This is a genomic window from Paraburkholderia sprentiae WSM5005, from assembly GCF_001865575.2.
Taxonomy (GTDB): domain Bacteria; phylum Pseudomonadota; class Gammaproteobacteria; order Burkholderiales; family Burkholderiaceae; genus Paraburkholderia; species Paraburkholderia sprentiae.
This window is the reverse complement of the sequence record NZ_CP017563.2, coordinates 322555-347339: the sequence shown is the minus strand read 5'-3', so window position 1 is coordinate 347339 and position 24785 is coordinate 322555. Positions and strand designations below refer to the sequence as shown.

Sequence of the window (24785 nt, the reverse complement as noted above, 5' to 3'; positions counted from 1 at the left end):
TTCAGGCATTGCCTTCCGGCTGGGTTGCCGCCGTCGCGATCTGGGCGAGTTCGCCGCGCAGCTTGTCCGATAGCGGCTTATCCTTCAGGATCTTCTCGAACTCACGGCGAAACGTGCCGTTATCGAGCAGATTCGATTTCAGGTCACGCAGCAGGTTGCGCACCGCCAGCAGCGCCTGCATTTCCGGAATCTGACGCGCAACCTGCTCCGGCTCGAAGTCCTTCAGCGAACGGAACGACAGGTTCACCGGCAGTTCCGAACCGTCGCCGGCCAGGGTGTTTGCCGCGGCGAGCCTGAGGTCCGGCGCGTAGTCGGCAAGCACCGCGTCGAAGTTGTTCTTGTTGATGTCGGTCTTCCTGCGCTCCGCAAGCGGCGCCTGCTCCTTGCCCGCGCTGAAGTCGCCGGCGACGAGCAGCTTCAACGGAAGCTCGACCTTCTTCTGGGCTCCGCCCGTATGCAGATCCAGTGTGATTGATACGCGACTTTTAGGAATTTCGCGCTGGAAGCTGTCCATTAGTGCTCCTGAGTTGAACGACGTTCAAGGTCCCCGCAGAACTCGCCCGGTGCGATGCGGTGACCTCTTGCGAACGGGCGCACACGCATACGCGTGTTTCGCTCGCGAAGGACTTCTTCCGGCACCCCATAGCGCGGCCTCCATTCATGCGAACTTTATTGCCACGCCATTAAACAGGTTTACCCGCTTTTAGTCAAAGCATGACGGCGTTGTTAAATCGATACGGATTGCAAAGACAATGTTAAACATCATTAAATACCGTCTATTCAATAGGCATCCACACACTTCCGATATCGAAAATTTGACAAATACGGTTCTCCGGCACGCGAAAATTTCCCCAGAACCGGTGCTGGCAAAGGATCACATTCTCATGACATTTTCTGACATTGTTTTTGTTACTAAGGCAGTATGATCGAAACATCGCGCTAATCATGCGTCGCGAATGCTGCCTATGCTGATACGGAAAATGTCTCAAAAATAATCGTCGTTCATTTCATGTAGTTCGCATGCTTAACTACTTTTTGACTATGCGAACAGAGAATGTGGCGTATAGAATCGGCCCTCACCATAATTCCAGACAACGGCACAAACCACACCCATGCGGATCGACAAACCGCTTTTTCATGAAGGGCTGATCCTCACGCAGCAGCACTTCCAGCAGCAGGATCTATGGTTCACTCACGTATCGCGTCAGGTGGCTGGGGCGTGCCTGGCGGAACCATGGGGCACGCAAGGCGTGAGGATCGATGAAGAGGCGCTCGCGGCCGGACGCCTGAAGCTCACGCAACTGAAGCTGCGCTTTCCGGACGGCACGCTGATCGACACGACGGTGGCCGATGCGCTGCCGCCCGCGCGTGACCTCACACAGGGCCTGTCGCCCGATGTGCAGAGCGTGGTCGTGCTGGCCGCGTTGCCGCTGTTCAATGCGACCGGCAGCAACTGCCGGTTCGACGAAACGACGCTGGCACGGCCGCGGCGCTCATACCGCGAGTTCGTCAAGGTCATCGACCTCAACGGTACCGGCGAAGCCGAGATTGCCGCCGAACGCCATGCGGTGCGAGTGCTGTTCGACTTCGAGTCGCATGCCGACGACACGGTGTGTGCGATCGCGCGGCTGACGCGCACCACGAGCGGCCAGTTTCAGGTGGACCACCGCTACGTGCCACCGTGCCTGACCCTTGCCGCCCATTCGCTGCATGTCGAACGGATCGAACGGCTCGCCGACATCCTGCAGGCAAAGAGCACGGCGCTCGGCGGGCGTAGAAGCGAACGGATCGAGCAGGTCGCCGAATATGGCGTGGCGGATGTGCAGCTGTTCTGGTTGCTCCACTGCATCCATACGGCCTGGCCGCAATTGCGGTTTTTTTGCACGCACCCGAGCCAGCCTCCGGAGCGTCTTTACTCGACCCTCGCACAACTCGCGAGCGTCCTCATGACGTTCTCGACCGGCTCGCAGCTCGCCGACATTCCGCCGTATGACCACGCCCGTGCCGACGAGGTGTTCGCCAAGCTCGAGACCATGATCCGCGACTTGCTCGACGCGATCATCCCGTCCCGCGTGGTCTCGATCGGGCTTACGCACAGGAATGCAACGACGTGGGCGGGCCAGTTCCTCGACGAGCGCATCGTGGAGAGTTCGGCCGACTGGTACCTGTCGGTCAACGCCGCGTCGCCGGCATTCGAACTCGTCGAGCAGTTCCCGAGGCTTTGCAAGATCGGTGCGCCGGACGACATCGAGCACATTGTCAATTCGGCGCTGCCCGGCATTCCACTCAAGGCCGTGCAGCGCGTGCCGGCCGCCATCCCGGTGCGGCTGGACAACCAGTACTTCGCGCTCGACGCGAGCGATCCGGCGCACGCGCGCATGCTCGCTGCCCGTGCCTGCCAGATCTACCTGCCGACGTCCGTTTCCGGGGCGTCGCTTGAACTATATGCGGTGTTGCGCTCATGAGCACGCTCACTCCAGTCCGCAGCAAGACGGCCCTGATGGACGGATTCGCCACTGCAAGCCGTACTTTCTCCCCGGGCATCCGCGACCTGCTGCGCGACACAGCCCTGCTGGTGACGCGTTTGTCCGAGGGTGGCCATCCTGAAGACGCTGCCACCCTGCGTCAACGTTGCCAACAACTAATGGCCAGCTTCGCTGCTGCGCTCGATCAGCGCGGCTTTGCGGCCGACGTCCGCGAAGACGCGGCGCTTGCCCAATGCGGCCTGCTCGATGAGGCGGCCCTGCGCAATCTGAGCGCGGAGAACAAGCCGGTGTGGGATGCCCAGCCGTTGCAGGTCGAGCGTTTCGGCAAGCACGACGCGGGCGAGCGCGTGTTCGAGCGGCTGGAACAACGAATGCGCGAACCGTCTGCGAATACCGAACTGCTCGAATGCTACGCGGCGATCCTTGGCCTAGGCTTCATGGGCCGCTACGCGCGTGAAGGAGAAACGAAGCGTGCGGCGCTGATGGCGTCGCTCAATACCCAGCTTGAAAAACTGCGCGCCGGAGGAAGCCCCGCTGGCGGGCGCCCGCTCGCGGGCCGTCCCTTCTTTGCCGATCACACCGGCAGGCGGCTGACGGACTGGTTTTACCGTCTCTCGCCTTGGGCGATCGCCGGTCTCGCGTGCGTGGCCGCTGCGGTGATCTGGCTGATATGGGCACAGGTGCTCGATGCGCACCTTGCGCAACTCTCCCACCTCGCACCGGCCGTACCGACGGCGCGGCGGCCGTGAAGTCCGATCTGCCCGCACCGTCCGGGCCGGCGCTCGAGGACGCAAGCCGCGAATCGAACCATGTGCTGGAGGGGCTGGGCTATCCGTTCCGGGCCATCGTGGCACTGGCCGCTGTGCTCGCGCTGGCCGTTATCTGGCTCGTGCTTCCCGTGGATCGGGGGCTCGCCTGCACGCTCACTGTCCTCATTGCCCTGTCTGCGCTCGCACTGATCTGGCTGCGCACCCGTCAGCTCTCACGCGCTCGCGGACAGAACGCGCACCTGCTCGCAGCGCTTGGCGCGGCGACGGCCGATATTCCGCTCAACCTGCGCATCCGCATGCCGCTCGTGATTGTGACGGGCGATGCGCTGGAAAACCTGTTCGACCGGATTGCCGGCGAGCCAAGGATGGCGCACGTCGGCGACGGTGCGATCTGGCTCAGGGCCGACCGTCCGCGAGACCTGCCGCAGCTTGCCGTCGCGGTGAAGCAGTGGCGCGATGGTCGCGCGCCCGACGGCGTCGTGCTGTCGGTGGCGCCGGCGTTGCATTCGGGTGAAGACGTGCTGGCGCAGAAGCTGCGCGTCGTGCGTCAGTCCGTCGCTGACGCGTCACGCATGCTCGGCGCGCGCCTGCCGGGTTTTGTCGCTGTCTACCAGCGCCTCACCAGGGCGCCGATGACACTCGCGCTGCCTCAATGGTATGGCGTGTCATCGGCCACGCACCTGACGGACGCACAGCGGTTCGAAGTCGTCATCCAGGCGGCCGAGCGTGAAGTCGAGCGGGCTGGAGGCGACCGCATGATGTCGGCAAACGTGGCGGCACGCGCCGCGAGCCTGGCATCGATCGTCAGCTGGACGCAGCGCGTCGTGCTCGGCGTACTGTGCGACCGCCGGCAGCCGGCAACGCCGTGGGCACTGTTCGGCGCAGGCTGGATCGATTGCGGGCCGGCCAGCGGCCCGGGCAAGCCCTGGGAGCGCGACGTTGAAATGCAGACCCGGGTCGTGCCGCCCGCACTGCCCGCGTCACCGCTGCCGTGGCCGCTACCTCAACCGTTGATCGAGGCCATGCCGCGGCGGTCGTGGATCTCGCCGCGGCTGGCTGCCCTCGCCCACGCCGTGGCTCTCGTTGCTTGCGCGCTCGCGGTGACGTTCTGGGGGTCCGCAACAAACAATCAGGCGTTGCTCTCCCGTGTCGGCGCGGATCTCGGCCGGTATTCGATGATTCCCGCCGCTCACGACGCCGCCAAGCGCGATGCGCTGCACGCGCTCGTGGCCGATCGGGACCAGTTGGACCGCTATTCACGCACAGGCGTGCCGCTCCGACTGTCGTTCGGCTTGTACCGTGGTGCGCAGTTGATGCCGGCGCTCGACGAGGCGATCGCGACCTACCAGCCGCCGCCTCCACCGCCCACGGTCGTGACGCTCGACAGCATGTCGCTGTTCGACAGCGGCAAGGCGCAACTCAAGCCGGGCTCGACGCGTGCGATGGTCGGCGCGCTCGAAATGATCAGGTCTCACCCGGACAAGCGGATTCTCGTCGCCGGTCACACCGACAACGTCGGCAATGCGGACAGCAACCTGAAACTGTCGGTCGCACGCGCGGGCGCGGTGCGCGACTGGCTCACCGACGCATCGGGCATCGCGTCCACGCAGTTTGCGATCCAGGGCTACGGCGACACGCGGCCGATCGCGAGCAACGACACCCAGGACGGACGAGCGAAAAACCGGCGCGTGGAAATCACGTTGGTGCCGGACGCACCGAAGGAAATCCGTCGCCTCGGGGCAAGTGCCGTTGGGGCACTGGGGGATTCGGCCAGATAGCAGCAATTTTTAGCCTCCGAAGCGAATGCTTCGGTTTTCAGAGGCTCGGGGGCTGGCTCCGGGCGAGTGTCGTAGTACGAGAAAAGGGAGTGAAAGATGGCAATTCCGGCCTATATGTGGCTCAAGGACGATGGCGGCGCCGACATCAAGGGTTCGGTGACGGTGCAAGGCCGTGAAGGCAGCGTCGAGCTCGTCGCGTTCGATCACGGCGTGCATATTCCGACCGACGGCAACACCGGCAAGCTGACCGGCACGCGCGTGCACAAACCGATCACGCTGACGAAGGAAACCGACGCGTCGACGCCGTACCTGTACAAGGCGGTCACGAGCGGCCAGACGCTGAAGTCGGTCGAGATCAAGTGGTACAAGATCGACGACGCCGGCAAGGAAAAGGAGTACTTCAACACGAAGCTGGACAACGTGAAGATCGTCGCGGTCAAGCCGAAGATGTTCGACATCAAGGACCCGGCGTACGAAAAACATAACCACGTCGAAGAAGTCGAACTGCGCTACGAGACGGTCACGTGGTCGTACAAGGACGGTAACATCATCCACAAGGACACCTGGAACGAGCGTTCCTGATTCTGGCCATCGGCCATGTTGTGCTGAACCGGTTTGCACCCCGCAGCCGGTCTCCTTTTGCCGGCCCCGCATTTGGGCTGGCACTTTCTTGATGTGGGCAGAACGTCGTTTCTGCCCTGTTCCGTGATACGGCATTGACATGACACTGCGCGACTCGACCCATCTGCTTCGCCGGCTGAACCCGCACTGCGCGAGAGCGCTCGAAGCGGCTGCGAGCCTCTGTCAGATCCGCCTCGCAGACGAGATCACCGTCGAGCACTGGCTGCTGAAGCTGATCGAGGCGGACGACGGCGACATCCCTGCGATCCTGCGGCACTACGGAATCGACATCAACGCCGTCTGGGACGCGTTGATCGCGGCGATCGATCATCTGCCCCGCAACCTGCGCGGCAAGCCCGCCATTTCCTTGCAGTTGGCGACCGTGTTGCAGGATGCGTGGAGCCGGGCGTCGTCTGCGGACGAGGACCAGCCGATCCGCTCGGGCAATCTGCTGCAGGCAATCGTCGATGCGCCGCACGTACTGCGCGCGCAACACGCATGGCCGCTGCTGTCTGTTAGTAGTGCGCAAATCCAGCGCCTGATCCCTCGACTCGGCCGCCAGTCGTGCGAAAACCTGCCCGACGAAGCAGTGCCGGCGACAGCGCCCGCATCCGAAGCCGCAGCGACCCAACCGCCGGTGGCCGCCAGCGCGCCCCCGGCGCGCGCACAGCAACGCTCCTCTGACGGCGAGGCGCTCGCCCGGTTCGCAATCGACCTGACCGGCAAGGCCCGCCGCGGCGAAATCGACCCGGTGCTCGGGCGCGACCGCGAGATCCAGCAGATGGTCGACGTGCTCGCGCGGCGACGCAAGAACAATCCGATCCTCGTCGGCGAGCCGGGTGTGGGCAAGACCGCGCTGGTCGAAGGCCTCGCGCTGCGCGTCGCCGAAGGCAGCGTGCCGAACGTGATCCGCGACGTGCGCATACTCACACTCGACCTGGGCCTGCTGCAGGCAGGCGCCGGCGTGAAGGGCGAATTCGAGCAGCGCCTGAAGAACGTGATCGACGAGGTGCAGGCCTCGCCGGTGCCGATCCTGCTTTTCATCGACGAAGCCCACACGCTGATCGGCGCGGGCAACGCCGCCGGCGGCGCCGACGCGGCGAACCTGCTCAAACCCGCGCTCGCGCGCGGCGAGCTGCGCACGATCGCGGCCACCACCTGGTCGGAATACAAGGAATATTTCGAGCGCGACGCCGCGCTCGAGCGGCGCTTCCAGCTCATCAAGGTCGACGAGCCCGATGACGAAGCAGCGTGCCTGATGCTGCGCGGACTCGCGAGCCGCTACGCGAAGCACCATGACGTGCATATCCGCGACGAAGCGCTCGTCGCGGCCGTGAAACTCTCGCGCCGCTATATTCCGGCGCGGCAACTGCCAGACAAGGCGGTCGACCTGATCGACACGGCCGCCGCGCGCGTGCGCATGGGGCTCGAATCCCCGCCGGCCGAGCTGCAGCGCGCCCGCGCAGCGGTCGCTGCACTCGAACTGGAGCGCGCGACGCTCGACGCGGACGAGCGGGCCGGCGTTGACGACGTCATCGCGCGACGCAATGCGCTCACTGCGGCGCTCGCCGATGCGAACAGCGACCTCGTGGTGCTGCAGGCCCGCTACGAGCGCGAACTGGCTCTCGTGCAGGCGCTGCACATGCGGCGAGATGCCAGGGGTTCAGAACCGGAGACCGGCGAGCTTGCCAAAGCAAAGCAGACACTCTCCGATGCACAGGGCAAGACACCGCTCGTCTTTGCGGATGTCGATGCGCAGGCCATCGCCCGCGTGGTCGCCGAGTGGACCGGTGTGCCGGTGGGCAGCCTGGTCGAGGACGAACTTCGGAGCCTGCTCGCGATCGAGGACAGTCTCGCGAAGCGGGTCATCGCGCAGGACGACGCGCTGGCCGCCCTCGCCGAAAGCCTGCGCACCGCGAAGGCGGGGCTGAAGAACGAACAGGCGCCGCTCGGCGTGTTCCTGCTGGCTGGTCCCTCGGGTGTCGGCAAGACCGAGACAGCGCTTGCGCTTGCCGATCTGCTGTTCGGAGGCGAAGCGGCGCTCACGACCATCAACATGTCCGAGTACCAGGAGTCGCACACGGTTTCCCAGTTGAAGGGATCGCCTCCCGGTTACGTCGGCTATGGCCGCGGCGGCATCCTGACCGAAGCGGTGCGGCAGCGCCCGTACAGCGTCGTGCTGCTCGATGAGATCGAAAAGGCGCACCGGGATGTACTCGACATTTTTTATCAGGTGTTCGATCGCGGCATGATGCGCGACGGCGAAGGGCGCGAAATCGATTTTCGCAACTGCGTGATCCTGATGACATCCAACCTCGGCAGCGCACAGATCGACGAGGCGACCGCGGAGAACCCGGCCATCTCGCAGACCGAACTGCTCGACGCGATTCATCCTCAGCTCGTTGCGCACTTCCAGCCCGCGCTGCTCGCCCGCTTCCAGACGCTGGTTTATCGCCCGCTCGACGCACCCGCGCTCGCTTCGATCGTGCGGCTCAAGCTCGCGAAAGTTGCCGAGCGTCTGCGCAGGCAACACGATGTCGCGCTGACCTGCGATGACGCGTTGACCGATTCACTTGCGCAGCTGTGCCTCGCGCGTGAATCGGGCGCGCGCAACGTCGACGCGTTCCTCAACCAGCGGATCCTGCCCGCCGTGTCGCGCGAACTGCTCATGCGGATGGCGAACGGCGCGGCGGCGGCGGAAATCCGGCTGTCGAGTTCGGCTGAAGGAAATCTCACGATCGACTTCGTCGAGCACGATGAGGTGCCCGCCGACGCCGGCATCTAGGAGAGCTCACGATGCCAGCAGGCCCGTCCCTTTACGACATGCTGCTCGGGCAGATCGGTGGAGCGCCGCTCGACGCGTACGACGACAGGACGCTCGAAATCATGAGCGTGCAGCAGAATGTGCGGCGCATCCTCAACACGCGCGCGGGCGCGCTCAAGCATCTGCCCGACTATGGGCTGCCGGACCTCACGAACATCTACAAGGCCCTGCCCGCTTCGTCGCATCTGCTCAGGCAGCAGATGGAGGCAACGCTTCTGAAGTACGAACCCCGGATCCGTGCGATCGACGTCGAGATCACCGACAACCAGGATCCCGGCGTGCTCGTCAGCTTCGAGATGACGTGCCACATGAAGAAGGCTGGACTCGTGCGGTTCGGTACGTACTTCGAGCCGCCCGGACGCATGCGGGTGGAACGGCCCTGAGTGATACCACTGGGCCGTGCGCGTTTTCACGTTTTTTAATGAGCGGGCCCCGGTTTGCGCGCAGCAGGCTGCCAGACGGACAGCCGCGGACCTTGTGACTCGTGATCTACATCCGCGTACCTGTGATCGGGTAGGAACGGGGTTGTCCCGCCGTCCTCCCACAACACCGGAGGTACGGATCACGTATCCGGCGTTTGCTGTCGGCGTCAGACTCGCAGGTCCTCCGCTTGAGCTTGTTCGGTGCGTCGTGTCGCCAGGTATTCGATGGACACCTCCACCACAGCGGACCGGATAGCGCCAGCCGCGGCGCTGCACGCCATGCCTGACGCACCAAAAAAACGAGCCCTCACAAGGGCTCGTCCCGCACAAGGCGTTACCAGCGATAACCCACGCCCGCTCCCGCGCCGACGGATCCATGACCGGACACAGCAGTCGTTACCGAGCCCTTCACCATCCAGCTACGCGTTGCAACCGACAGACCAACGGCCATGGCGGATTGACCGCCGTACGTGCCTGCGCCCATCGCAACGACTTTTTCACCCGGCAGAACGGCCTGCGGCAAATTCGCCATGGCAATTGCGGATGCGGTGCCTGCGTCCGCGTCCTTGCGGATTCGCGACATGTCATTGCGTACGCCGTTGATCGCGTCGTCGAGCTGGCGCACATTCACGCCGTCAGTGGGAGCCGTACCGTCTGCAACGTTGGTAAGCTGACGCTCAGCACCCGGCGCACCAATCGAAACCGTGTTGTCCCGGTCTGCGACCGAATTTGCACCCAGGGCAACCGAATTGTTTGCGGTGACTTTGGAATTCGTGCCGATGGCTGTTCCGTCATTGCCGCTGACGTTCGAACCATTGCCGATAGCAGTTCCGTTCGTTGCAGTGACGACCGAATTCGTACCAACCGCGGTGCCCGTGTCGTCAACGACCGTACCGGCAACAACGCCACCGGTTTCGTTCGTCGGAAGCGAATCGACCTTCGTGCTAACTGCATCGACTTTCGTGTTCACTGCGGTGAGGCCGGTCGTCAGCGCCGACACTTGCGAAGCAATCGAGAAAAGCTGCGAACCGTTCACCGCATCCGTGCTCGTTGCCGACACTTCGCCGGCCGCGACATTCGTGATCTGACGTTCCGCACCGACACCGCCCACGCTCACGACGCCGACCGGAGCCGTTCCGGCAAATCCGCCGTACGTCACGCCGTTGACTACGGCTTCCGTGATATTCGCTGCTGCCTTCGACGTTTCCGACTTGTAGCCGAGCGCCACGGAATTATCGAGCGTGGCTTGCGCGAGACCGCCTACGGCCGTCGAATATTGGCCGCTTGCCGTCGCCTGCGCACCCAAAGCCGTCGAAAAATAGGCGCCTGCCAGCGCCTGGTAACCCATCGCTGTCGCGACGTTGAATGCGGCGCCCGCGTCGTAACCGACTGCCACAGCGCCGCCGCCCGCAGCGTAGGATTTATCGCCGATTGCGACCGGACCCCCGTCGGTGTCCTTCAGGACCTTGGCGACCGAATCCATGCCGATTGCGATTGAACCCGTGTCTGCGTTGCCCGTTGCCGCGGCATTCAAGCCTTGTGCAATCGAACCTTTGCCCGTCGAACTTGCACTTTGGCCGACTGCGACAGCGCCGTCACCATCCGCAAGTGCATTCGTACCCGAAGCAAAGGCGCCGAGGCCGGTTGACGAGCTGCCCGTACCGATTGCAATGCTTTGAGCCGAATTTGCCGCAGCGCCTGCGCCGACGGCCGTGGCGTAATCGGCCGCTGCATTTGCGCCGCTGCCGACTGCTGTCGTATTCAAACCTGTCGCCGCCGAATTCACGCCGAGCGCGCTCGCGTTCTGTCCGTTTGCCACTGCGTTTGCACCGTAGGCTGCCGAACTGTCGCCGGTCGCCTTAGCCATCGCGCCGACGACGGTAGCGTTTGCGCCGGTTGCCGTCGACGAATCACCGACAGCCGTAGCGAAACCGCCGTTTGCCGTCGCGCTTTGACCGAGTGCCGTATTCAGGCTCGTGCCGTCCGCGCCTGCGACTGCAACCGAACCGGCTCCCGCGGTCGCTGTCGGCGCGCTGGTGAGCCCGCCTGGCGTCGCGACCATCGCCGTCGTGTCCGAACCGCCGATGGCGAAGTTGTTCGCCTGTGCGGCCCCCGCCGACAGCGCGAGCGCCGTCAGAACCGCTAACGAGATTTTCTTTTTAGTGGGTTGAGACTTTTGCATTTTTCCCTTGATGAAGCGTGGTCTATCTTTGTCGCTCGACAGCCGGCATGCGGCCGTTTCGCGCCGGTTTCATGTGCCGCTCAGCGGTGGTTTCACATTGTTGTGAATATTCACAAAGAATAGAACAATCTGCCATAAACATCGTCTATTACTGCCGGTATTTAACATAATTCTACATTTAGGCTCCACAACGACACTAGGTGCCGTCAGAAGGAAATGCGTGAATTAGCAGGCTTGACGGCGAGCGTCGAACGCTGGGCGCGGCCACGTGGTCGGGAGCAGGAAGTGATGGAAGGATGGGACGGGGCCGCAGCGCCGACGACGGTGGTCAGCGCAAAAGAGAAGCGGCAATGGTTAGGGAAAGCGTGGAACCGGGCAAGACCCGCAAAGACCACGAAGGGCGACTACGTTGCCTTCATGTGGCTGTGCGTAACCTCGCGGTTGCGTTCGAAGGTTTGACCAACCTCGCCGCCCTCACGGCCGCTCAGGCGACATCAAGCGTCGAGGCGTCCGATCTCTGCCCCGACGCCTCCGTCAGCACACGATTCCGTCCGGCCCGTTTCGCCGCGTAGAGCAGATGATCGGCGCGCGCGAGCAACGCCGCGACCGCCTCGCGAGGCCGATACTGGGCAATGCCCGCACTCGTCGTGACGCACAGTGCTGCATCGATTTCATCGAACCGCGAAGACTCGAGTACGGTGCGCAAGCGCTCGGCGATCCGGTACGCGAACTCCCCGTCAGTGCCCGGCAGCAGAAGAACGAACTCCTCGCCACCGAGCCGTCCCACCACGTCCTTTTCGCGCACCGCGGCCCGCAGGATGGCGCCGAACTCGCGTAGAACGGCATCACCGGCCGCATGCCCGTAACGATCGTTGATGGATTTGAAGTTGTCGATATCGAAAGCGATGAGTGCAAGCGGGTAGCTTTTCATATCCGCGATGCGGTGCCCCGCCAGCCGTTCGAATGCGCGCCGGTTCAGGGTGTCCGTCAGCGAGTCGCGGTCCCGTTCGAGAATGAGTCGGTCGATCACGTCCGACATCGCGGCGGCCAGCAGAACCAGCCCTAACACAGCGCCCATCAATGCGAGCGACAACTGCAGCAAGACCCAGAAAATGGTCTGCCCGAAAGGTGCGGTGCTATGCGGCAATGGCTGAATGACCGTGAGCGGCGTCCTGACAAAAAAGCTGACGCCGCAGATCAGAAGCACCCAGAAAAGAATGTAATTGATGATGCGGCCATTGCAGCGCTTCCGAAGACAGGCCGCGCTAAATAACATCCACAGCCCGGCGTTCAGATTCAGAATGTAGATGCGCACGAGCAGATTCGACGCGACATAGGAGAAGTAATACATGCAGCCCATCACGAGCGCGAAAGTCAATGAGTGCATCGAGACCGGGAAGTGAAGCCCCGCCCTGCGCAAGATGCCCTCGGCCAGCAGCTGGGTGCTGAGCACGTAAAAGCTCGCCGATATGAGCGCGTTCAATCGCCATTCATCCGGCAAGTGCGCGACCTGCGCTATTGAGCCAAGTGCAAAAGCACTGAATGAAGCGGCGAGAAACAGCAGATAGCGCAGCCGCTTGTCATAAACCCATGCACACGCAAAGCTGAGCGAAAAGACCAGCGTGATAGTTGGGATGATCAGTTCAATAAGCTGGTTGGGCGTTATGTTTGCGGCCATGTGGCTCTTTCTCCGCAGTGCTGCCGGACCGGGAATCTCCGGGCCTTTGGACGGCGGTTTAACAGGAGCGCGTATCGTCACTGCCCGCCGTTAGCGATTCAGCTAGCCATAGCGTGGCACCCCGTACGCGTCGACGATTGTACGCCTGATGAGTCGCCGGCCCTTGGCGCCAGGCCGGTGCGCTCACGCGCCTTCAACGCCCTGCGGCGCTATCTCGAAGCCTCGATTGAAACTCAGCCGCGCATGCGCAAATGAACACCAGGAATTGCATGCGTCAATCTCATCGAGGCGTTCGTGGCGCGTGACTCGTGCGGCGCATTTCTTAAGTTCTTCGTATTTCTGCCGATATCTCCAACGAGGAGACAACACCCCGGTTACGGCGCGCAGTAGCCGGTAAAAGATGCTGACGCGCAGCGATGCCGCCGTCGAGTATCAATGTTTCTTTACCCATGCGCGCGCTGATTGTGAATCGATGCAATATATTTCGAGCTTAGGCATCGCCGGCGTCATTGACCGCTGGAGGCGGCGACATCGCGTCGACCGGCAACTCATCATCACCATCGCACTGGTGCTGACTGGCCTCGTCATTTTCGCTCTCGGCATGGGTTACACGCTTATATGGCACGAGCGGTCCGACGCGCTGCGCAATCACGCTCTGCGCGCCCGCGACGACATCGAGACACTGCAAGCAGTGCACATCCAGGCGAACGCCGACTTCCTGCTGGGACTCGACAGTGCACGGGTAGCATCTTTCGCGTGGCCGGTGCCGCGTGTAGTGTCGGCCGCCACCTGCTTCGACCGCCTGGAGGAAAGTTACGCAAGCGACCCGCGAAGCGAACGGGTAGTAAGGCGCCTGCGCGCGGAGACGGCTCGCTGGGCGTGGCTGCTAGCCGACATCGCGGTACGTGCGCGCATGGTGGATGGCCGCGCCACCGTCGACAGCCCTGAGCTACTCGAAGCGAACCGCATGCTGGCCAACATCATCGCCCAGTTGGTGATCCTCCGCGACGCGCAGACCGCCTCCCTGAGAGCCGCGGCCGACAGCGCGACGCGCCACCTGGTGATCGAGCGGACCGTGCTTGCAATCACGGCGCTGGCGGCATGTTTTCTGTTTTGTTATGCGTTGGTTGCTCACTATCGCACCCGGCTCGCACGGCAGCGCGCACGCGTCATTGCCCAGGAAAGCGAGCGCCGCTTCCGTCAGTATTTCTATCATCATCCACTTGCGATGTTGATTTTCGACGTCGACACGCTATCGATTCTCGCTGCGAACCGCGCCGCCGCATCGCAATACGGACGCACGCGCCGTGAGCTAGGTTCGCTCGACATGGCCTCTCTGTATGCGTCCGCCGATTTGCCGTCATTTCTGCACGATCTGCGCGCCCTGCTGGCCGCCGCGACCCGGAGCGGCTCGGCCGGTATGTGCCGGCATCGACACCGCGACGGCACGCCGGTTTACGTGGAACTGTCGTACCACTTCCTCACTTACGCCCGCCGTCGGGCGTGCTTCATCACGGCCGTCGACGTAACGGAGAAGCAGAGCGCCGAACTGGCGTTATTGCTGCGAAGCCGTGCACTCGACGCAATTGGGAACGGCGTGCTCATCACGCGACCCGATCCGCATGGCGACGTCGTCGAATACGCCAACCCGGCATTCGAGAAGATTACCGGCTGCGCGCGCCGGCAGATTGAAGGTCATCACTTCGCGTGGCCGGAAACATCTGGATTGCGCGAACAGATCAGTACGGCCATTGCCGACAAACGCGAGGCCACCACGCTGACGAAAAGCCGGCGCGCGAATGGAGCGGAGTTCTGGTATCAGCTGTACGTCGCACCGGTAAGCGACGAATCGGACAAGGTGACGCATCACATCAGCGTGGTTAGCGACCTCACGGAGCTCATCGAATCACGCGATCTTCTGCTCAGGCAGGCACGCCGCGACGCGCTGACGGATCTGCCGAACCGCGTGACGCTGCGTGAAATGATCGACACGGCGATTCTCGAGCGGCGTGAATTTGCGCTGCTCTTCATCGACCTCGATCATTTCAAGGACATCAACGACAGCCTGGGCCACGGCGCAGGCGATCGCCTGTTGCAGGAAGTTGCGCGGCGGCTGTCGACATCGGTCGGATCGGATGGCGTGGTGACCCGATACGGCGGCGACGAGTTCGTGACGATGTTCAACGGCTCAACCGACGATGTAGAGCTGTCGGCGCTGTTGGCGCGCGTGACCCGAACGCTGAACGAGCCAGTGCAAGTCGACGACATGCAACTGCGGGTCCGGATGAGCATTGGGGTCAGCTGCTATCCGCAAGACGGCACTGACTGCGAAACCTTGCTCAAACATGCCGACCTTGCGATGTATCGCGTCAAGGCAGGCGGGCGCAACGGCGTCGAGCGATTTTCCCCTGCGCTCGCCGATGCAGCCGCTCAGCGCATCGCGCTATCGCACAAGCTACGCAACGCCGCCGAGCGCAACGACTTCGAGCTGGTGTACCAGCCGCAAGTGGACATCCGCCACTGCCGGCTGACTGGCGTCGAGGCGCTGATCCGTTGGCACGACGCGGACTTCGGTACGGTCAGCCCAACGACGTTCATACCCTTGGCCGAAGACATTGGTTTGATTGCGTCAATCGGCGAATGGGCGCTGCAAACCGCCTGTGCACAGGCAAAGCGCTGGGAGGAAGTTCTGCCGGGGCTGCGCATGTCGGTCAACGTGTCGCCCAGCCAGCTTGCTTCCAGCGATTTCGGCAGCGTCGTGGGTCGCGCTCTCGCCGCGTCGCAATTGGCCGCAGACCGTCTGGAACTGGAGATTACCGAAGGCGGGTTGGTTGCACCGGGCGCGCTGCCCACCTTGCGTGCCCTGCACGACCTTGGCGTGTCCATCGCGATCGACGACTTTGGCGCCGGTTATTCGAGTCTGTCTTACCTGCGCACCTTCCATGCTGACCGTCTGAAGATCGACATGTCGTTCATTCGCGGCATTGGCACCAGTCGTGCGGATGAGACCATTATCGGTGCGATCATCGCCCTGGCCCGCAAGCTGCGCTTCGAAGTCGTCGCGGAAGGCGTCGAGCGGGTAGAGCAATTGGCTTTCCTTGCCCAGGCCGGCTGCGAGACCGTTCAGGGATACTACTTCGCCGCCCCACAGCCGGCGGCAAGTATTCCGGCCTACGCGGCAAGCCTCATGACGGAGTTGCAAAACACCCCGTCATGAGAGCGTATTTAACGCGGATCCGACAGCGTCTGATTCAGCGTCTGCCCAGCGATGATCACGTTCTGCAACGTGATGTCGTGCACGTTGTACAGGTAGATCGGGCCGGGCGTGCTGGCGCTCGCGGGGCCTGCGGCCGCAGGCGTGCCGAAGTTACAGTTGGAAATCGTCACGCCCGTGATTGCGGGTACCGTCGGCGCGGGCGCCGGGCCGTTGTAGTCGAACGCCACTGGACCTTGTGCAACGATGGCCTGGAAACAGGAGCCGGTCGTGCTGCCCAATGTCACGTTCGAGGCATTGACGTTTGTGATGTTGACGTTGTCCACCAGCGCAGGGCGAGTGCGGATGGCATCGGCAGCAGGCTGGTAATCGCAATCAAACGTAATCAGACCGCCTTGAGACGCGGACGGGTTAGCAGCGGTTGCGGTGGCGACGCCGATGGGCACGGTGCTGTTGATCGGACTGCCGGCCAGCAACTTGCTGCCGTAGCCGCCGCCCGTGAGGCTCACCCCGTGCGGAAGCGTCACCCCATTCACATAGAAGTTCTTGACGTAGCCCCCGCGGTTCATATTCGTCTTGATACGGATAGCGATGTTCAGCGAATTCGTTGCCCAGAACTGATTGAGCATGGTCAGATTGCGTGCGTAGATGTTCTGCACGCCGCCACCCATCTCGCTGCCGAGCGTAATGCCGCCGTGACCGCTGTTCATCATGCAGTTCTGGATCACATGGTTCTGCGCGGGTCCGTACTCCGTGTCGAGGTCCTTGCCTGACTTGATCGCGATGCAGTCGTCGCCCGTGTTGAACGTTACGTTGTCGCACAGCACCGTGTTGCAGGCGTCGGGATCGAAGCCGTCGTTGTTCGGCCCAATGCTGTCGGCTGTCACGTCACGAATCACGACGTTCGTGCAGTCGGTGGGGTGGTGCTGCCAGAACGGCGTATTGTTGGTTCGGTAGTTCTCCATCAGCACGTTCGTGCAACCGATGAACTCGACCATACACGGCCGCAGATAGTGGCCGAGACCAAAGATTCGCTGCGCGACTGGCACGCCCGCTTCCGAGAGCGCCGGCAGGTAGTTCTGGTCTTGCTGCCACGGCGTAGCGGGATTGGTCAATAGCGTGTAGAGGGCGGCCGAAAGATTGGGGGCGACCACCTTCAGATCGGCGTTGTTCGGGTTCGAATAGGCCTGCGACGGCGTGGACGACCCCGCGCAGCCGTACGCGCCGCTGGTGCCCTTGTAGGTCCACCAGCAGGTGCTCGTGTTTCCGCTTCCGGCGAACGGCGTCATTGCCTGACCGTTCAACACCGATGTCGGGCCTTCGCCAGTCAGCGCAATATTGTTGGCGTTTCGTGCGTACACGGGCGCGCCGAAGTTCAGGCAGTCGTTTGCCTGCCAGCGGCTGTAGAAAAGCTTGCCGTTAGCGCCACAGTCGACGGGACCGTCCTTCGCATAATCGGCAGGGTTTGGGCTGAAATAGATCGTGCAGTTCGCACTCAGGTGGAAGTTGACGTTGCTCTGCAGCACGATGGGGCCCGCGCAATACCACGTGCCCGCCGGCACGACGACCCGGCCGCCACCGGCTGCATTGCATGCGGCGATTGCCGCGAGGAACGCGGGACGTGAATCCACCGATCCCGGTGCGTTGGTCGCGCCGGCACCGGTACTCACGGGCGATGAAGTACCGGTATAGGGGCTGGCCTGTGCGATGACCGCGCACGGTTGCGCACCGTACTGTTCGACCTGGAAATCGACGGCCGGGAACGCACTCTGGGCGACTTTCTGCAGCGCATTGATGATGTTCGTCGCTGAGCCATTGGGGCCCCAGATCGGGTCGGCGGCAGCCGTTGGCGGCGTGCTTCCGGTCCCGGGCGCAGAACTGGTGCTTCCCGCGGGAGCGGACACGCTACTGCCCCCACCGCAGGCTTGCAGCAGCGCGCTGCCCGCTAGTGCGCTTCCAAGCCCGATGAATCCACGGCGCGACATGCGCAAGGAGTCGCCCGTTGCGGGTGCATTTTTATCAAGATCGAACGAAAGCTTGGACATCGAGTCCCCTCCAGACAGATAGTTATAGGTGCGCGCGAATCGGCAGGGCGCTGGTTGTATGACAAGTCTAGAAGAGTAAAGACAAGGACTCCGACCGTACACATGGTGGATACCCTTACGAGACTTTTCCGCCGTGCCTCGAGCGCGGCAGGCAGTCGCCGGGGGCCTTCGGTCACTGTTGAGGCGTGCATGGATGGACCATGCCGATGCGCAAGTCGGGTGAAGCGAGCTAGCCGTGCTGAAGCAAACTCGCCATCATGCGCACAACGACCTGGCGGGAGCATCCGCCGGCCTCAACCCGTACGTGCCTCGGGCCGCGGGCGCCTATCGCCGAGCCGCCGTCGTCGCGACGGCGTCGACAGAATAGAGTCGATGAACGTATGCGCGCGGTTTTCTCCGTATTTGAACGCTTCGTGCTCAGTGAGAAAATCGAACTGCTCCGGCAGATTCGCCAGTTCGCGAGGCGGATCGCCGGGCATGGTCACCGTCCACGACACCCGGAAGCGGCGATATTTGCCGCCGAGCCCGTGCGATCGGGACAGCGAGACGTGAACCTCGATATCGCAGCCGCGATAGGGCGCATAGTCTTGAGTCGACATTTCCTTTCTCCCGCAAACCGACAGGCTGGGCGAGCGCCGGGCATGGCTGGCGTTCCGCTCGCTTGAGAACCTCTTTGGCCGCATTCGCGGTGCGTCTCCCAATTCGGGTTCTTAGCCGATGTGAGTCGAGCAACGCACATTCCCGCGGCGATGAACCTGCCGGCCAACGCACGGCTCGCAGCGGTTCACGCCAATAACGCTTCAGGCCTCGTTTTTGCTCGCCGATCAACCGTCGGAGCCGCTCGTGCAGCGGCTACACGGCCACCGCACGCCGGTAGTTACAGCAAGAACCTAGGGGAAGCGTCGTGACACGGAAATCCGCAAAAATTAAAGCGCTGCCCGGCCCCGATGAAAGGCAACCGCTGCTCACCGCACGTCGCAGACAAAAGATGGCCCGCTCGGCGCATGCCTATGTCCGCGGCAGTGCTTCTCGCTTCTACGCCTGGCTCGATAGCCAGCCTCGCGGCCGATTGCCCGAAGGACCGGCCGTGTGGATCGGCGGTGACTGCCATCTCGGCAATCTGGGTCCGGTCGCCGACGCGACAGGCAACGTTGCAATCCAGATCCGCGATCTTGACCAGAGTGTGATTGGCAATCCCCTGCACGACCTGCTGCGGCTGGGACTGTCACTCGCCACGGCCGCACGCAGCTCGGACCTGCCCGGCGTGATCATCAGCAGCATGATCGATGCGCTTGCCGATGGTTATGAACAGGCGTTCGACGACAGCCGCAGCGACGCGACAAAAAAGGCGCAACGCCCCGACGTCGCGAAGATCGCCATGGACGAGGCGCTGCATCGGTCGTGGCATCGAATGGATCGGCAGACCATCGACAACAGTCGACCGGCAATACCGCTCGGGAAGCGATTCTGGCCGCTATCCGACGCGGAACGTGTGGCGATTCACGCTCTCTTCGAGAGCGAGTCGGCGCCCCGCATTCATGCGGCGCTGACCGGCAGAACGAACGCTGCCCCGAAGATCGAGGTACTCGATGCCGCGTACTGGGTGAAAGGCTGCAGCTCGCTCGGACGGCGCCGCTATGCCGTTCTGTTGAACGTCGATGACACATGTCCATCCGACGGCCCGCCGTACCTGGTCGACATCAAGCAAGCGGCCGCAGCCGCGGCGCCCCAACGGGATGGCGCAAGCATTCCGCGCGATAACGCAAAGCGCGTCCTGGAGGGCGCGCGGCATCTCACCCCAATGCTCGGCGAGCGGATGATTGCGGCCCGGCTGGATGGTTGCACCGTCGTTGTTCGCGAACTGATGCGGCAGGACCTGAAGCTGGAGTCGGAACGGCTCTCCGAAGACGATGCCGTGAAGGCTGCGCATTTCCTCGCGCTGGTCGTCGGTCGGGCGCATGCGCGGCAGATGGACACCGGCACGCGCGCGGCATGGCTTGCCGAACTGGGAAAGGGCCGAGAGGAATCACGCACCGCCCCGCCTTGGCTATGGCGCAGCATCGTGGAACTGATGGCGGTGCATGAAGTTGACTACCTCGGGCACTGCAGAGGGTTCGCGCACGACCGCCCGTCACGGTAGGCCGCGACGCGCTCACGCTTAACCGCGGTCTAGCCGGTGAAACACTCTGGCATCGACGACGTTCTGCCGGTTTCGGGCACAGCGGTTGCGACATTCCAGGCTCTCCCCAACTTCTCAGGAGCGCGAAATGTCTCAACGTAAGACGGTCGACGATCTTTTCATTCATATGCTGTCGGATATCTACAGTGCGGAGAAACAGTTGACGCGCGCACTGGCGAAACTGTCGCGCGCCGCGTCCGATCCGGCACTCAGCGATGCGTTCAAGACTCACCTCGAGGAAACGCATGGACAGGTGCAACGTATCGATCAGGTGGTCGAGACCTGCAACATCCGCCTGAAGAGAATGAAGTGCGTCGCGATGGAAGGACTCATCGAGGAAGGGCAAGAACTCATCGATGAGATTGAAAAGGGTCCGGTGCTAGATGCGGGTCTCGTGGCGGCTGCGCAGAAGGTCGAACACTATGAGATCGCTGCCTACGGCAGTCTTTGCGCGATCGGCAAGCAACTCGGTTTCACTGAAGCCGTGAAGCTGTTGAAAGAGACCTTGGACGAAGAAAAGGCGACCGACCTCAAGCTAACCCAGTTCGCCGAAAACGCAGGCAACCAGAAGGCGAAGCAACAACAGTGAACCGTCGCGGCATAGCGCAGGCTCACCACTTGAAGTATTTGCATGCGCTTGCCGCTTATTCCATTGCCTGCGGAGCCGGGGGTCACCGCATGGATCGACGGCGGTCCGCTATGGCGTGCTGGAATCGTCGCGTACGCGTAAGATGGCCGGGAACGCGATGAAGACGCGAAGGAGCCATGGCGATGGACGAACCCCGGAACTCGACGCGAAAGAAACGCCCCAAGGTCGCGTTCGCCCTGCAAGGCGGCGGCTCGCACGGCGCCTTCACGTGGGGGGTGCTCGACCGTCTGCTGGAGGCGTCGTCGCAGGCAACGCCATTCGACATCGCGGCAATTAGCGGCGCCAGCGCGGGCGGAATCAATGCGACGCTGTGCGCGGCGGGTCTCGCAACCAGCGGGGCAACGACAGCACGCGAGATGCTGCGCGCGTTTTGGGAGGCGGTGTCGCGCGCCGGCGCGCTCGCGGGCAATGCGCTGTTCGGCTTTTCCGAACCCGGCCCATTCGGCGGCTGGAACATCGACTGGAACCCCGCCCCCATCGTGCTGGAGGCCGTGGGACTCGTCGCTTCGCCTTACGGCAATCCGTTCTACCGCGATCCGCTCGGTCCGGTGATTCGTTCGGCCCTCCCCGAACCGGTTCTCGCCACGCTCAATACGACGCGCGATGGCCCGCAACTGTTCATTTGCGCAACCGATGTACGAACCAACCAGCGCGCGATCTTCACACGCCCCGACATTTCCATCGACGTATTGCGCGCTTCCGCATGCCTGCCGAGCGAGTTTCGCGCCGTGAGCGTGGACGGCATACCGTACTGGGACGGCGGCTATCTCGGCAACCCGCCTCTGGCGCCGTTGATCGGCCATGCCCAGGACCTGATCCTCGTTCTCGCGAATCCGTTCGTGCGCCACGACATGCCGCCCAAAGACGCGCGCGGCATTCTCGACCGGCTCAACGAAATCGGTTTCAACGCATCCGTGGTGCTGGAGATCAACGCGATCGAAGCAGTCAACCGCGTGCTCGACTCGGTCGGCGAGGAAGCGGCGCGCAAAAGCCGGTTCAAGCCAGTGCGGTTTCACCTGATTCGCGACGACGATTTTCTCGCGAAGTTCGGCTTTGTCTCGAAGAGCAGCACGTCCTGGCCATTGCTCAAAACGCTCTTCGAGCGTGGACGCGAAGTGGCGGACGTATGGCTCGAAAATGACTACGCAAAGCTCGGGCAAACGTCTTCGTTTGACATCAAGGGTTCGTTGCTCGATCCGACGCTCAAGCACAGCGGCAACCCGAACGCGCAACGAGACTGAAAAGGACAGGCGGCGCAAGACCGATCCGATCCGGCGCCCCCGCCGCCGCGCCCAACAGATCACCAGGTCGCGCTAAACGCCTGCTGTACCTTGACCGGGTCGGTCACGCCGTTGGCCACCAGCAATTGCGTCAGCAAGCGCGCCTTCTGCGGATTCAGATCGAGCGACGCCACGAATCCGCGCTTGTCGTCATCCACCTCGACGTTGCGGTTCACGAAGCCCGACACCAGGCGCGTCGAGCGAACCACCACGATGCCTTTGGCCGCCGCGCGGTCGAGCGCCGCGAGCGCTTCCTTCGACATGTCACCATCGCCTTCACCCGCTACGACGATGCCCTTCGCGCCGTCGGCGATCGCATGATCGATCTGGCGGCCGTCCATGTTGCTGTGGGCGTAGACGATATCGACGCGCGGCAATTGCCCATCCGCGGGCAGGCTGAGCGCAGCGCGCGTCGATGACGCCGCCGGCGCGACGAAGCGCACGCTTGCCGGATCGACATAACCGATCGCGCCCGCGTTCGGCGACGCGAACGCCTGTACCGCCGTGGTATGGGTCTTCGTGATCCAGCGCGGCGCGTGAATCTGGTCGTTCATGACGACCATCACGCCTCTGCCGTGCGACTGCGCGCTCGCCGCCACTTCGACGGCTTCGTACAGATTGTTAGGACCGTCCGCGCTCGTGGAACCGCCCGGCCGCATGGAGCCGACCAGCACCACCGGCTTGTCGGAGCGCAGCACGTTGTTCAGGAAGAACGCCGTTTCTTCGATCGTATCGGTGCCGTGCGTGATCACGACGGCGTCAGCTTCGTTGCGCTCGAACGCCTCGTTGATCCGCCGCGCAAGCTGCAACCAGATCTTGTCGTTCATGTCCTGCGAGCCGACGTTCGAGATCTGCTCCGCGCTGATGCTTGCGAGCTTCTCGATGCCCGGAACGCCGCGCACCAGTTCCTGCCCCTTCACGTTGCCCGAGTTGTAGCCGATCGCCGAGCGGGGATCGGCGGTGCCGGAGATCGTGCCGCCGGTGGCCAGCAACAGAACGCGCGGCGCGGCGGTGACGGCGCTTGCCTGTTGCGATGGCGCGTCGGCCGCCCTCACGCAAGTGCCCGCGGCAAGTCCCGCGATCAGCAGTGCCGCCGAAACGCACAGCCGCATGGCTGATCGATCGATCGTGTCGATGTTCATCTCTCACCTCATCTATCGTTTAAAAGAGTCGCGTGCCCTTCGCTCAACCCGCCGACGTCATTTTTCTCGGTTGCGTCAGCATGGCGGGTTGAAGGATCTCGTCGAGCTGCGCCTGACTCAACAACCCTTTGTCGACCACGATCTGCGCGACGCTTTTGCCCGACGTAAGCGCTTCTCTCGCGATTTCGGTCGAGTGCATATAGCCGATGTACGGGTTCAGCGCGGTCACGATGCCGACCGAGTTCTCGACGATCGCGCGCAGCCGCTCACGATTTGCGGTAATGCCGTCGACGCATTTCGACGCCAGGGTAAGGCACCCCGCACGCAGGTGCGCGACGCTCTTGAACAGGCTGTGCGCGATGATCGGCTCGAACGCGTTGAGCTGGAGCTGCCCGGCTTCGGCGGCGAAACTCACGGTCACATCGTTGCCGATAACTTCGAACGCGATCTGGTTGACGACCTCCGGAATCACCGGATTCACCTTGCCCGGCATGATGCTCGAGCCCGCCTGCACCGGCGGCAGGTTGATTTCGCCAAGACCCGCGCGGGGACCGCTCGACAGCAGGCGAAGGTCGTTGCAGGTCTTCGAGAGTTTTACGGCGACGCGCTTCAATACGCCGGAGAGTTGCACGAACGAGCCGACATCCTGCGTCGCTTCGATCAGATTGGGCGACGTGGTCAACGCAATACCGGTGATTTCGCTCAGGTGTCTGCATGCAAGCTGCGCGTATTGCGGATGCGTGTTGATGCCGGTGCCGATCGCCGTCGCGCCGAGATTGATCTCGCAGATAAGCTGGGCCGCTTCCTTGAGCCGTTCCTGGTCTTCGCCGAGCATCACCGCGAAAGTACTGAATTCCTGGCCGAGCGTCATCGGTACGGCGTCCTGAAGCTGCGTGCGGCCCATCTTCAGGTCGTTGCCGAATTCCACCGCCTTGCGTTCGAAGGATGCGCGCAACACGCCCATTGCGTCGACGAGCTGCATGATTCCCACGTGCGTGGCGATCTTCAGCGCGGTCGGATAAACGTCGTTGGTGCTCTGACCGAGATTCACATCCTCGTTCGGATGAAGAACCGCGTATTCGCCGCGCTGTTGTCCGAGATGCTCGAGCGCGAGATTGGCGATCACCTCGTTCGCGTTCATGTTGGTCGACGTTCCCGCGCCGCCCTGAATGACATCGACGACAAAATGCTCGTGCGCGGCGCCGGAGCGCACTTGCGTGCAGGCGTGCACGATCGCCTGCGTCTTCACTTCGCTCAAAAGGCCGAGATCATGATTCGCGAGCGCGGCGGCTTGCTTCACGCTCGCCAGTGCATTGACGAGGTTCGGATACACGGAAATCGGCATGCCCGTGATAGGAAAGTTTTGCAGCGCGCGCAGCGTGTGCACGCCGTAATACGCGCTCGCGGGCACGGCGAGATCGCCGAGAAGGTCGTGTTCGATACGTTCGGTCGGTGCAAGCATGAATTCCTCTCAGGTTCTGAAATCGACAGGCGAGCGGGGTCATCCGGCACACG

The 24785-nt window shown here is 62.9% G+C and carries 17 protein-coding genes and 1 pseudogene; 11 read left to right on the top strand and 7 right to left on the bottom strand.

Annotated elements, in window-relative coordinates; translation table 11 throughout:
- Position 1 precedes the first annotated feature (1 nt).
- On the bottom strand, positions 2-514 hold the full coding sequence (tssB, locus tag BJG93_RS30170) for a type VI secretion system contractile sheath small subunit (RefSeq protein WP_027194902.1): 513 nt from the start codon (positions 512-514) through the stop codon (positions 2-4).
- A 598-nt stretch (positions 515-1112) separates the two neighbouring features.
- Between tssB and tssK the strand changes: the two genes are divergently transcribed.
- The 6 genes from tssK to tssE all read left to right on the top strand — a co-directional run bounded on the left by tssK (position 1113) and on the right by tssE (position 8862).
- Positions 1113-2465, top strand: coding sequence for a type VI secretion system baseplate subunit TssK (gene tssK, locus BJG93_RS30165; RefSeq protein ID WP_027194901.1), 1353 nt, complete (start codon positions 1113-1115; stop codon positions 2463-2465).
- Positions 2462-3235, top strand: coding sequence for a DotU family type IV/VI secretion system protein (locus BJG93_RS30160; RefSeq protein ID WP_027194900.1), 774 nt, complete (start codon positions 2462-2464; stop codon positions 3233-3235). Before tssK ends, BJG93_RS30160 begins: the two co-directional genes overlap by 4 nt.
- Positions 3232-5034, top strand: coding sequence for an OmpA family protein (locus BJG93_RS30155; protein ID WP_027194899.1), 1803 nt, complete (start codon positions 3232-3234; stop codon positions 5032-5034). Before BJG93_RS30160 ends, BJG93_RS30155 begins: the two co-directional genes overlap by 4 nt.
- Positions 5035-5130: 96 nt before the next feature.
- Positions 5131-5616 (top strand): Hcp family type VI secretion system effector, encoded by a 486-nt coding sequence (locus BJG93_RS30150; protein ID WP_027194898.1) that lies wholly within the window; start codon positions 5131-5133, stop codon positions 5614-5616.
- Between the two features lie 139 nt (positions 5617-5755).
- On the top strand, positions 5756-8440 hold the full coding sequence (gene tssH / locus BJG93_RS30145) for a type VI secretion system ATPase TssH (protein ID WP_027194897.1): 2685 nt from the start codon (positions 5756-5758) through the stop codon (positions 8438-8440).
- Positions 8441-8451: 11 nt separating this feature from the next.
- Entirely contained in the window at positions 8452-8862 is a 411-nt protein-coding gene (gene tssE, locus BJG93_RS30140) for a type VI secretion system baseplate subunit TssE (RefSeq protein ID WP_027194896.1), read from the top strand.
- A 373-nt stretch (positions 8863-9235) separates the two neighbouring features.
- On the opposite strand, the gene BJG93_RS30135 is transcribed toward tssE, so the two are convergent.
- A complete protein-coding gene (locus BJG93_RS30135; RefSeq protein ID WP_027194895.1) occupies positions 9236-11083 on the bottom strand; it encodes a YadA family autotransporter adhesin in 1848 nt (615 codons plus the stop codon).
- A gap of 301 nt (positions 11084-11384) precedes the next feature.
- Here BJG93_RS30135 and BJG93_RS36565 point away from each other — a divergent pair.
- A pseudogene (locus tag BJG93_RS36565) lies at positions 11385-11466 on the top strand (transposase); the annotation flags it as partial.
- A gap of 101 nt (positions 11467-11567) precedes the next feature.
- Here BJG93_RS36565 and BJG93_RS30130 read toward each other — a convergent pair.
- Positions 11568-12842 carry a GGDEF domain-containing protein gene (locus BJG93_RS30130; RefSeq protein ID WP_231337659.1) on the bottom strand — a complete coding sequence of 425 codons (1275 nt, stop codon included), beginning with the start codon at positions 12840-12842 and terminating at the stop codon, positions 11568-11570.
- Positions 12843-13161: 319 nt separating this feature from the next.
- Between BJG93_RS30130 and BJG93_RS30125 the strand changes: the two genes are divergently transcribed.
- A complete protein-coding gene (locus BJG93_RS30125; RefSeq protein WP_154671708.1) occupies positions 13162-15978 on the top strand; it encodes a putative bifunctional diguanylate cyclase/phosphodiesterase in 2817 nt (938 codons plus the stop codon).
- Between the two features lie 8 nt (positions 15979-15986).
- Here the strand turns inward: BJG93_RS30125 and BJG93_RS30120 are convergent, their stop codons facing one another.
- Both BJG93_RS30120 and BJG93_RS30115 read right to left on the bottom strand, forming a co-directional pair.
- On the bottom strand, positions 15987-17960 hold the full coding sequence (locus BJG93_RS30120; RefSeq protein ID WP_231337671.1) for a glycoside hydrolase family 28 protein: 1974 nt from the start codon (positions 17958-17960) through the stop codon (positions 15987-15989).
- A 353-nt stretch (positions 17961-18313) separates the two neighbouring features.
- The gene (locus tag BJG93_RS30115; protein WP_034477624.1) at positions 18314-18619 is read right to left on the bottom strand and encodes a hypothetical protein; all 306 of its coding nucleotides are present in this window, start codon (positions 18617-18619) and stop codon (positions 18314-18316) included.
- Between the two features lie 305 nt (positions 18620-18924).
- Between BJG93_RS30115 and BJG93_RS30110 the strand changes: the two genes are divergently transcribed.
- The 3 genes from BJG93_RS30110 to BJG93_RS30100 all read left to right on the top strand — a co-directional run bounded on the left by BJG93_RS30110 (position 18925) and on the right by BJG93_RS30100 (position 22089).
- On the top strand, positions 18925-20160 hold the full coding sequence (locus BJG93_RS30110; RefSeq protein WP_027194890.1) for a DUF2252 family protein: 1236 nt from the start codon (positions 18925-18927) through the stop codon (positions 20158-20160).
- A 127-nt stretch (positions 20161-20287) separates the two neighbouring features.
- Positions 20288-20788 carry a YciE/YciF ferroxidase family protein gene (locus BJG93_RS30105; RefSeq protein WP_027194889.1) on the top strand — a complete coding sequence of 167 codons (501 nt, stop codon included), beginning with the start codon at positions 20288-20290 and terminating at the stop codon, positions 20786-20788.
- A gap of 182 nt (positions 20789-20970) precedes the next feature.
- Positions 20971-22089: a patatin-like phospholipase family protein gene (locus BJG93_RS30100; protein ID WP_027194888.1), complete on the top strand. Its 1119-nt coding sequence runs from the start codon at positions 20971-20973 to the stop codon at positions 22087-22089.
- A gap of 59 nt (positions 22090-22148) precedes the next feature.
- On the opposite strand, the gene BJG93_RS30095 is transcribed toward BJG93_RS30100, so the two are convergent.
- Both BJG93_RS30095 and aspA read right to left on the bottom strand, forming a co-directional pair.
- Complete coding sequence (locus BJG93_RS30095) at positions 22149-23270, bottom strand: asparaginase (protein ID WP_027194887.1); 1122 nt, start codon at positions 23268-23270, stop codon at positions 22149-22151.
- A 43-nt stretch (positions 23271-23313) separates the two neighbouring features.
- Positions 23314-24732 carry an aspartate ammonia-lyase gene (gene aspA, locus BJG93_RS30090; RefSeq protein ID WP_027194886.1) on the bottom strand — a complete coding sequence of 473 codons (1419 nt, stop codon included), beginning with the start codon at positions 24730-24732 and terminating at the stop codon, positions 23314-23316.
- Positions 24733-24785: the final 53 nt, after the last annotated feature.

Bases quoted from the DNA above. Each gene is read 5' to 3' on its own strand.
- tssB (WP_027194902.1), bottom strand. From the start codon at position 514: ATGGACAGCTTCCAGCGCGAAATTCCTAAAAGTCGCGTATCAATCACA.
- tssK (WP_027194901.1), top strand. From the start codon at position 1,113: ATGCGGATCGACAAACCGCTTTTTCATGAAGGGCTGATCCTCACGCAG.
- BJG93_RS30160 (WP_027194900.1), top strand. From the start codon at position 2,462: ATGAGCACGCTCACTCCAGTCCGCAGCAAGACGGCCCTGATGGACGGA.
- BJG93_RS30150 (WP_027194898.1), top strand. From the start codon at position 5,131: ATGGCAATTCCGGCCTATATGTGGCTCAAGGACGATGGCGGCGCCGAC.
- tssH (WP_027194897.1), top strand. From the start codon at position 5,756: ATGACACTGCGCGACTCGACCCATCTGCTTCGCCGGCTGAACCCGCAC.
- tssE (WP_027194896.1), top strand. From the start codon at position 8,452: ATGCCAGCAGGCCCGTCCCTTTACGACATGCTGCTCGGGCAGATCGGT.
- BJG93_RS30135 (WP_027194895.1), bottom strand. From the start codon at position 11,083: ATGCAAAAGTCTCAACCCACTAAAAAGAAAATCTCGTTAGCGGTTCTG.
- BJG93_RS30125 (WP_154671708.1), top strand. From the start codon at position 13,162: ATGCTGACGCGCAGCGATGCCGCCGTCGAGTATCAATGTTTCTTTACC.
- BJG93_RS30120 (WP_231337671.1), bottom strand. From the start codon at position 17,960: ATGTCGCGCCGTGGATTCATCGGGCTTGGAAGCGCACTAGCGGGCAGC.
- BJG93_RS30115 (WP_034477624.1), bottom strand. From the start codon at position 18,619: ATGTCGACTCAAGACTATGCGCCCTATCGCGGCTGCGATATCGAGGTT.
- BJG93_RS30105 (WP_027194889.1), top strand. From the start codon at position 20,288: ATGTCTCAACGTAAGACGGTCGACGATCTTTTCATTCATATGCTGTCG.
- BJG93_RS30100 (WP_027194888.1), top strand. From the start codon at position 20,971: ATGGACGAACCCCGGAACTCGACGCGAAAGAAACGCCCCAAGGTCGCG.
- BJG93_RS30095 (WP_027194887.1), bottom strand. From the start codon at position 23,270: ATGAACATCGACACGATCGATCGATCAGCCATGCGGCTGTGCGTTTCG.
- aspA (WP_027194886.1), bottom strand. From the start codon at position 24,732: ATGCTTGCACCGACCGAACGTATCGAACACGACCTTCTCGGCGATCTC.